This is a genomic window from Nonomuraea ceibae, from assembly GCF_019396325.1.
Lineage (GTDB): Bacteria > Actinomycetota > Actinomycetes > Streptosporangiales > Streptosporangiaceae > Nonomuraea > Nonomuraea ceibae.
The window spans coordinates 1-8244 of sequence record NZ_JAHKRO010000206.1; the positions used below are offsets into that span (position 1 = coordinate 1).

Genomic DNA, 8244 nt, shown 5'->3' on the forward strand with positions numbered 1-8244 from the left:
ACGGCGGTTATGGCGGGAAGGAAACACCCGGTTACATTCCGAACCCGGAAGTTAAGCTTCCCTGCGCCGATGGTACTGCACTCGGGAGGGTGTGGGAGAGTAGGTCACCGCCGGACAATCTTTCAGAAGAAGGCCCCGACAAGCTGATTGTCGGGGCCTTCTTCGCGTTCCAAACTTTTTGCGTTCCAAAAGGGCCTCCGGCACTGCCGGGGGCCCTTTTCGCGTTGTGGAGGACTGCTCTGTCAGGCGTTCTTCTGGCGGAGCACGAACACGCCCCAGCCCAGATACTGCCGGCCGTACTCGAGATGGGACCGCCTGGCACGGTTCAGGAAGTCGCGCACGGCGGCGTGATCGGGATCGGCGGGGTTGTCGCGCAGCCAATCGCTCAGCGTCCACCACTGGCTGGCCATGTATCGGTCCCAGTCGTCCTGATTGGAGAGAACCATGTCCAGCAGCTCGAACCCGGCGGCGTCGAACACCTCCTCCGTTTCCGCGAGTGAAGCGAAGCTGCCCATCGGCACCTGCAGGGACTCGTACGCCTTCTCCGGCGGCGGGGAGATCCAGTAGCACTCGCCCACCAGGGCGAGGCCGTCGCGGCGCAGCGGGCGGCGCATGAGGTCCAGCGTGCCGGCCAGGCCGCCGCCGATCCAGGTGGCCCCAACGCAGGACACGATGTCGTACGTTTCTGGAGTGTCCTCATAGGTCCCGGCGTCGGCTTCGACGAAGCGGACGCGGTCGGCCACGTCCAGTTCGTTCACACGGGCTCTGGCGGCGTCCAGGAAGACCTTGCTGATGTCGACGCCCACGCCGTGCAGGCCGTACGTGGCGGACCAGGTGGCGAGCAGCTCGCCCTTGCCGCACGCCAGGTCGAGCTGGCGCGTACCGGGAGTGATGCGGCACATCTCGCCGAGCTGTTGAAGTTTGAGCTCGTTGAGTGGGTTAAGGATGTTGTGGCGGGATTCGGCGATCTCGTGGAAGCGCAAGGACATGCGGAGAGTCTGCCCAGGGGGGCCGCCTGCGTGCGATCGAATATGTGTCGGCCAAGGGACACGGTGTGGCTTGCTACGCTTGAGGGTACCGGGCCACCCCCCACGGGTGGCCTTCGTCGCGTAAGGCCTTCGACAGGCGGCGACCAGCCACGGCGGACCGCCGTACAGGTAGCAAGGGTCCGCTGAGTGAGCCAACGAAATGGACCAGAAGTGAACAGAGATAGCGGATCGGACGGCGGACAGCGCGAGCGCGGCGACTACGGGGAGAGGCGCTCAGACGGAGGCGACAGGAGCGGCGGGCAGGGTTCCCGCGAACGTGACTCCCGGGGCGACCGTCCGTTCCGCGCCGATGCCGATAGATCGCGGTCGTATAGCCGGGACAACCGGGATGACCGTGGCGGCCGTCGTGACGACGGCAGCAGGGGACCGCGCAGTGAGGACCGGCGGCCCTACCAGGACCGCAACTCGGGCGACCGCAGGTCGTGGGACGACCGCGGCCCCCGCCGCCCGTTCAGGGAGGGCGACGACCGGGGTCCGCGGCGTGAGGGCGGGTTCCGCGATGATCGTGGGCCGCGTAGCGACAGCGGTGGTTACCGAGGTTCGCGTGACGCCGGCGAGCGTCGGCCCTACCGCGACCGTGACGATCGCGGTCCGCGGAGCGACAGTGGTGAGCGTCGCCCCTTCCGTGACCGGGATGACCGTGGGCCGCGCAGTGACAGTGGTGAGCGTCGTCCGTTCCGGGATCGGGATGACCGGGGTCCTCGGCGTGAGGGCGGGTTCCGCGACGATCGTGGGCCGCGTAGCGACAGTGGTGGTTACCGGGGTCCGCGTGACGCCGGCGAGCGCCGTCCGTACCGTGACCGCGATGACCGTGGCCCGCGCAGTGACAGCGGTGAGCGTCGCCCGTTCCGCGATCGGGATGACCGGGGTCCGCGGAGCGACAGTGGCGAGCGTCGTCCCTTCCGGGATCGCGATGACCGTGGTCCCCGTCGCGAGGGTGGATACCAGCGGGATGACCGGGGTCCGCGTCGTGAGGGCGGGTTCCGCGATGACCGTGGGCCGCGTTCCGACAGCGGTGGTTACCGGGGTTCGCGCGATGGCGGCGAGCGCCGTCCGTTCCGCGACCGCGATGACCGTGGCCCGCGCAGTGACAGTGGCGAGCGTCGCCCGTTCCGTGACCGGGATGACCGGGGTCCGCGTAGCGACAGCGGCGAGCGTCGCCCGTTCCGGGATCGCGATGACCGGGGTCCGCGCCGCGAGGGCGGATACCGTGACGATCGTGGGCCGCGTAGCGACAGCGGTGGTTACCGGGGTCCGCGTGACGCCGGCGAGCGCCGTCCGTTCCGCGACCGTGACGACCGTGGCCCGCGTAGCGACAGCGGCGAGCGTCGCCCCTTCCGTGACCGCGATGACCGCGGCCCGCGCAGTGATGCCGGCGAGCGTCGTCCGTTCCGGGACAGGGATGACCGGGGTCCGCGTCGCGAGGGCGGGTTCCGCGACGATCGTGGGCCGCGCAGCGACGGTGGCGGTTACCGGGGCTCGCGCGATGGCGGCGAGCGCCGTCCGTTCCGCGACCGTGACGACCGAGGCCCCCGAAGCGGTGGATACCGGGACGACCGTTCGCGGCCGTTCTCGCGTGACGAGCGGCCGGGCGGCACCCGGGCGCGGTTCGGCAGGCCGGAGGACGAGGCCGGCGCTCCGCAGCGCGAGAGGCTGCCCGAGGTCGAGCCCGACATCACCGCCGACGAGCTCGAGAAGGAAGTACGCGAGGAGCTGCGTTCCCTGCCTGGCGACCTGGCCGAGCTGGTGGGCAGGCACCTCGTCGCCGCCGAGCGGGCGCTCGAGGCGGACGACCCGGACAAGGCTCACGAACACACCAAGGTGGCCCGCCGTTTCGCGGCCCGCATCGGTGTCGTACGGGAGGCCGCCGGCATCGTCGCCTACCGTGCCGGGCACTTCTCGGAGGCGCTGAGCGATCTGCGCGCCGCGAGAAGGATGACCGGTTCGGAGGCGTACCTGCCGGTCATGGCCGACTGCGAACGCGGGATGGGTCGGCCCGAGCGGGCGCTCGACCTCGTACGTTCGCCCGAGGCCGAACGCCTCGACAGGGCCGGGAAGATCGAGCTGAGCATCGTGGAGTCCGGCGCCCGCCGGGACCTCGGCCAGCACGACGCCGCGGTCATCACGCTCCAGCGCCTGCCCGAGCTGCGCGACCCGCAGCCCCGGCCGTGGTCGGCGCGGCTCGCGTTCGCCTACGCCGACGCGCTGGCCGAGGCCGGGCACCAGGAGGCGGCCACCGACTGGTTCGGACGGGCGATGGCATTCGACGAGGACGGTGAGACGGACGCCGCCGAGCGGTACGCCGAGCTGACCGGAGCCGTCATCGAGGACGTCGAGGAGGAGTTCGACTACGAGGACGACTTCGACGACGCCGGCGCGGCCTCGGACCAGCCCGAGGAGGACGACTCGCCTGACGACGCCGAGGCGCTCGCCGAGGCCGGCGACCTGCTCGCCACCCCGGAGGCGGAGACGGTCGATGCCGAGCTTGAGCACCTGAGCGAGGCGCCGGACGAGGACGCCGATGCCGGGCAGTCCTCGGCGGAGACGGCCGCCGTCGGCTCTGTCCTGGATGATGCCGATTCCAGGGACGCCGATGAGGCGGCTGATGGGTCGGCCGGTGCCGACCGCGAGACGTCCGAGGAGGCGGCTGCGGCTGCGAGCGCCGAGTCTGCCGACGTGGTCCCGGACGCCGAGCCGTCGCCGGAGCCCCGGGCAGCCGAGGATGACGCGGACTCCCAGGAGCCCGAGTCGAAGCCCGAGGCCCAGGCCCCGAAGCAGGAGGCCCCGAAGGCGGGAACTCGTCAGGCGGAAACCCGCCCGGCGGAGGCTCCCAAGGCGGGCGCCGGCTCCGAGCCGGTGAAGTCCGGTGATTCGGCCGCCGTGGCCGGTATCAACCCTGCCTTCATCGAGCCGGACTTCGGTGACGACCTCGACGAGGGCGACGAGGCCGACGAAGCGGCCAAGCGCGACGAGTAACACCTTGTGCGGGTACGGGTCCCGTACCCGCACAAACAATTACGGCGAGACGCGGTCGAGCCAGTGGAGGATGCCCGCGACGTTCGACGGGGCGCCGCTGAGGAGCTCGAAGTGCTCGGCCGTCTCGTCGTCGGCGGCGAGCGCCGTGTAACGCTCCTTGGTGCGGTCGCGGACCATGGCGACGGCGTGGTCGAGGTCCATGCCCTCCGCGTGCGCCTGCCGGGTGAGATCAACCCAGATGCGCAGTTCCTCCGCCGACCTTTCGAGCGTTTCCTGTACCGCGCCGACGGGCCCGTAGTGGCTGAACAGCAGCCGCTGCGGCCCGAGTGCCTCGAACAGCGCGATCGAGTCGAGCGCGGTCTGCAGGTCGAAGTCCGGCGGCGGGGTCGCCGGGCGCAGGTCGCCGGTCTGGGGCAGGTAGACGCCGGCCGCGTCGCCGACATACAGGTCCCCGGTGTACGAGTCGATCAGGCCGACGTGGTGCTTGGCGTGGCCGGGGGAGTAGTGGCTGCTCAGCGTCCTGCCGTTGCCGAGGTCGATGGCGCCGGTGTCGCCCAGCGCGACGATGCGCTCGGCCTCGGTGGGGGACAATTCACCGAACAGCGTGTCGAGACGGTCTCCCCACACCATCCGGGCGCTGGCCATCAACCGTGACGGTTCGGCCAGGTGCCGTGCCCCCTTCTCGTGGACGACCACCTGGGCGGACGGGAAGAACCTCGCGATGTCTCCCACTCCGCCCGCGTGATCCAGGTGGATGTGCGTGACCACGACCGTCGCGAGGTCGCCCGGCCCGACGCCGAGCGAGGCCAGCGCGTCGCGCACCACGGGCGCGGACGTGGACGTACCGGTCTCCACCAGGCATGGGCGATCGCCCAGGATCAGATAACCGGCCGTGATGCCCGAGTAGCCGGCCATTTTCGTGTCGATCTCATAGACGTCGCCGCCGAGGGCGGTGATGTTGTCCACAGGCAACTCCTGAACCGCGTCCGCTATCCCCAGAACGGCGTTCCAGCCGAACCGGCCTCGTCCTCATCGTAGAGAGTGATCCTCACCCGAACACCAATGGGAGGACGACTGTGGACCGTAACGAGGTCTTGCTGGTGGGCCGGCTGTCGGCGGGTGTCGAGGACCGCGAGCTGCCCAGTGGCGACACGATGACGAAGTGGCGCCTGCTGGTGCGCCGTCGCAGGCACCGGCACCACGGCACGATGACCGACAGCATCCCGTGCGTCACGTTCGACACCGAGGTGGCCGACCTGGTCCGGAGCCTCAAGCCGCGAGACCCGCTGGAGCTCACCGGCGCCTTCCGCTGCCGCATCTTCGGACCGGCGCAGGCCAAGGTCTGGAGCTACGAGGTGGAGGTGTCGTCGGCCAGGGTCATCGAAGCCGACCCCCTGCCCCAGGAGCCTCCCGAGCCGCCGCCACCGACCACTCCGCGCCCCGTGGCGGTCCTCGCCGAGACCGGCTGACCCCGCCACCTGGGTAGGCGGTCGCGGAGCCCATGCGAGCTGGGGGCGCGCATGGGCCACTCGCTCCGTCGTGGACGGCGTGCGAGCACCTCGGGAATGGCGCGACTGCCGGAGGTCAATCGATGGCGAAAGTCCTCAGGACGAGGCCCGTACGGGGCTTGGGGCCGAAGGAGGTGGATTTCCGGGGCACTCGTTCTCCACCGGCCGCGACCGCCAGCACATCATCCACGGCCAGCGGCTTGAGGAGCACGGCGGTGCCACCGGTCTCGACAGCCAGGCGCAGTGCCGCGTACGGGTCATGGTGCACGATCCGCACGGTCTTCTCGTCGTCCTGTAGCCCCCACACCTTGGGCAGCACGAACTGGGTGAGGATGGAGGTGTTCAGAGAGTTCCAGCGGTCCGAGCGGTCGGCGGGCATGGCCAGCGCGAGCTGCACCGGATCGGGATGGGTCAGCAGGTGGACGCCCTCCGCTCCGGCCAGCAGGAAGGCCGGGTTCTCGGCGGCGTCGAGGGCGGCCATGCCCTCTGCCAGATTCCCCTGGTCCTGAACCCGCCACGCGCCCTTGGCACGCGCGGCTGCCTCAGGCAAGGGGAGCCCGGGGATGACGCGGTGGATGGCCTTCAGGTCGGGCGGATACGCACGTGAGTCGACGAGCAGAGCCAGCCCGAAGTCCCACGGCCCGCCGCCGGCCCGACGGCTCAGCGGGGACGCACCGGAGGGAACCTGACTTCCTGCGGGCTGGGGGCGAGTTGCGTGTTCCTGGCGCTGGAGCATGCGGTAGGTGGCGTATCTGTGGTGGCCGTCGGCGATCAGGGCCTGGCGCGCGTGGAGGTCGGCGTTGACGGCATCGATCTCGGCCTCGTCCGTGATGGCCCAGAGGCGGTGCGTCAGGCCGTCTTCCGTATGGGCGGTCACCAGGGGCGGGCGGGTCGCGGCGACCTCGTCCACCAGGGTCGTCGCCGTGCCGGTGGCGCCGTCGTAGAGGAGGAAGATGGGCTCAAGGTTGGCCTGGGTGGTGCTCATCAGGGCGAGGCGGTCCGCGATGGGGCCGGGCATGACGTCCTCGTGGGGCAGGACGATGCCCTGCGCGGGGTCCGCCAGGCACACGTCCCCGATGAGGCCGCGCTGCACGACGTGTTCGCCGCGCTGCTCGTACACGTAGAGAGCGGGACGGTCGTCGACCATCAGGACACCCGAGGCCAGCCACGCCTGCAACGTGTCGCGCGCCTGGCCATAGCGGGCCGGCGGCGCTTCGCTGCTGCGGGCCTCCGGGGCGGCAGCGGCACGTCCGGGCTGTTCCGCGGTTGCGGGACGTCCAGATGGTGGCGCTTCTGCGGGGCCTCCGGGCGTGGAGGCGGGCTTTGAGGGCGCATGGCCGTGCGGCTGGGAATGCGCGGGTGGTGTGCGTGGGTTTGCCGGGGTACCGGGGGCGGGAGTGCTCTCGCCGGAGTGGTCAGCGGGAGCCGGCTGGTTGGCGTCTCCCGGGGGCGAGATGGGAAGGATGAGACGGACGACGTTGTAGGGATGGGAGTCCAGCAGCGCGTGGACATCACCGTCCGAGATCAGGTCGTACGGCGGGGAGGTCACCTTGGCGGGATCGTCGACGGCGAATCGTACGCCCCGGAAGGGGCGCAGTTCGAGACCATCCGGTATCGGCAGTTCGGAATTCCCCATACCGGGCATGCTGTCATAGACGTCCGTGTCTTTCCGTGGTCGCCCCGACGCTCCGCCGGTGCCCGATTCCCCAGCGAACCCGTCGATTGCCGATGAAGGAGAGCTCACGCAATGGTCCAAGGTGAAAACCCTCACGAAGATTCCCCGACGGGCGCTCCGAGGGGTGACGTTTACGACTGGTACCAGCGTGGAGTGAAGTTGCTCAAGGAAGGCAGCCCGGCGGCCGCGGCCGCGCTGCTGGAACGGGCGGCCGGCGCCGAGCCGGACTCCCGCAGCATCAGGGAGGCGCTGGCCAGGGCCCAGTTCAACTCGCGGCAGTACGCGGAGGCGGCCGACAGCTTCCGGCGGATCGTCGACGCCAACCCCGCGGAGGACTACGCGTACTTCGGGCTCGGCCTGTCGTTGTGGCGCACCGGTGACATCGAGGGAGCGCAGGAGCCGCTCGCGATCGCCGTGGCGATGCGGCCCGATGAGGGGCACTACGTGTCGGCGTTGAAGAGCGTACGGGCGACCCTCCGCGCCCGACGGGAGATGTGACCCCGCCGCCAAGGCGGCCCATACGTCTGCGTCCCACCTCACCCTGCCTACTGCCACCGACGCCAACGAGCAGATGGACGTACGTGGACAGGGCGGGGCGACCAGTGAGCGGCGAGGGGCGACGTCGCTGAGAGAACGGCGCATGTTGCAAGGACGCCTACCCCGGCGGTGCTGAGCGGCGGCGAATGACGCTGGGGGCCCGGTGACCGGGGGGCGCGCGTGAGCCCACGATGGGCTGGCGTGTGCGGGCGAGCCTGCGTGAGGGTCGCGCTCGCAGTCGGGGGAGGACGCGTAGCCGGGAGGGACGCGTAGCCGGGAGGAGGGCGTGGCCGGGGAACGGGGTGTCGGCTGTCGTGGGCCGTGTGGCGGCCTGCTGAGCCCGGGGCAGAGGGGCGGCCGGTCGGGCGAGGGCAGGCCGATGGCCGGGGGCTACGCGAGCGCACGCGGTCACGCCCCCGGTGGCCGGTTGTTCAAGGGGCAGGCTCGGGGCTGGTAAGCCCGTCGAGGGCGGGCCGGGCGGGCCGGGCGGGCCGGGCGG

General features: G+C 70.8%; 7 protein-coding genes and 1 rRNA gene. 4 read left to right on the forward strand and 4 right to left on the reverse strand.

The window, feature by feature from the left end:
* Positions 1-116: ribosomal RNA gene (gene rrf, locus KME80_RS48775) — 5S ribosomal RNA — on the forward strand.
* A gap of 126 nt (positions 117-242) precedes the next feature.
* Here the strand turns inward: rrf and KME80_RS48780 are convergent.
* Together KME80_RS48780 and KME80_RS48785 are read right to left on the reverse strand one after the other, a co-directional pair.
* Positions 243-989 (reverse strand): SAM-dependent methyltransferase, encoded by a 747-nt coding sequence (locus KME80_RS48780; protein WP_219519520.1) that lies wholly within the window; start codon positions 987-989, stop codon positions 243-245.
* A gap of 273 nt (positions 990-1262) precedes the next feature.
* A complete protein-coding gene (locus KME80_RS48785; RefSeq protein ID WP_219519523.1) occupies positions 1263-2858 on the reverse strand; it encodes a hypothetical protein in 1596 nt (531 codons plus the stop codon).
* Between KME80_RS48785 and KME80_RS48790 the strand changes: the two genes are divergently transcribed.
* Positions 2796-4025: a hypothetical protein gene (locus KME80_RS48790; protein ID WP_219519526.1), complete on the forward strand. Its 1230-nt coding sequence runs from the start codon at positions 2796-2798 to the stop codon at positions 4023-4025. The genes KME80_RS48785 and KME80_RS48790 overlap by 63 nt on opposite strands.
* Before the next feature lie 39 nt (positions 4026-4064).
* Here the strand turns inward: KME80_RS48790 and KME80_RS48795 are convergent, their stop codons facing one another.
* Positions 4065-4991 (reverse strand): MBL fold metallo-hydrolase, encoded by a 927-nt coding sequence (locus tag KME80_RS48795; RefSeq protein WP_219519529.1) that lies wholly within the window; start codon positions 4989-4991, stop codon positions 4065-4067.
* 110 nt (positions 4992-5101) lie between these two features.
* Here KME80_RS48795 and KME80_RS48800 point away from each other — a divergent pair, with 110 nt between their 5' ends.
* On the forward strand, positions 5102-5494 hold the full coding sequence (locus KME80_RS48800; protein ID WP_219519533.1) for a single-stranded DNA-binding protein: 393 nt from the start codon (positions 5102-5104) through the stop codon (positions 5492-5494).
* A 115-nt stretch (positions 5495-5609) separates the two neighbouring features.
* Here KME80_RS48800 and KME80_RS48805 read toward each other — a convergent pair whose 3' ends face one another.
* Entirely contained in the window at positions 5610-7178 is a 1569-nt protein-coding gene (locus tag KME80_RS48805) for a DUF1015 family protein (RefSeq protein ID WP_246647094.1), read from the reverse strand.
* A gap of 102 nt (positions 7179-7280) precedes the next feature.
* Between KME80_RS48805 and KME80_RS48815 the strand changes: the two genes are divergently transcribed.
* On the forward strand, positions 7281-7706 hold the full coding sequence (locus tag KME80_RS48815) for a tetratricopeptide repeat protein (RefSeq protein ID WP_219519537.1): 426 nt from the start codon (positions 7281-7283) through the stop codon (positions 7704-7706).
* Positions 7707-8244: the final 538 nt, after the last annotated feature.

Coding starts and splice junctions, on each gene's coding strand:
- KME80_RS48780 (WP_219519520.1), bottom strand. CDS start 989: ATGTCCTTGCGCTTCCACGAGATCGCCGAATCCCGCCACAACATCCTT.
- KME80_RS48805 (WP_246647094.1), bottom strand. CDS start 7,178: ATGCCCGGTATGGGGAATTCCGAACTGCCGATACCGGATGGTCTCGAA.
- KME80_RS48815 (WP_219519537.1), top strand. CDS start 7,281: ATGGTCCAAGGTGAAAACCCTCACGAAGATTCCCCGACGGGCGCTCCG.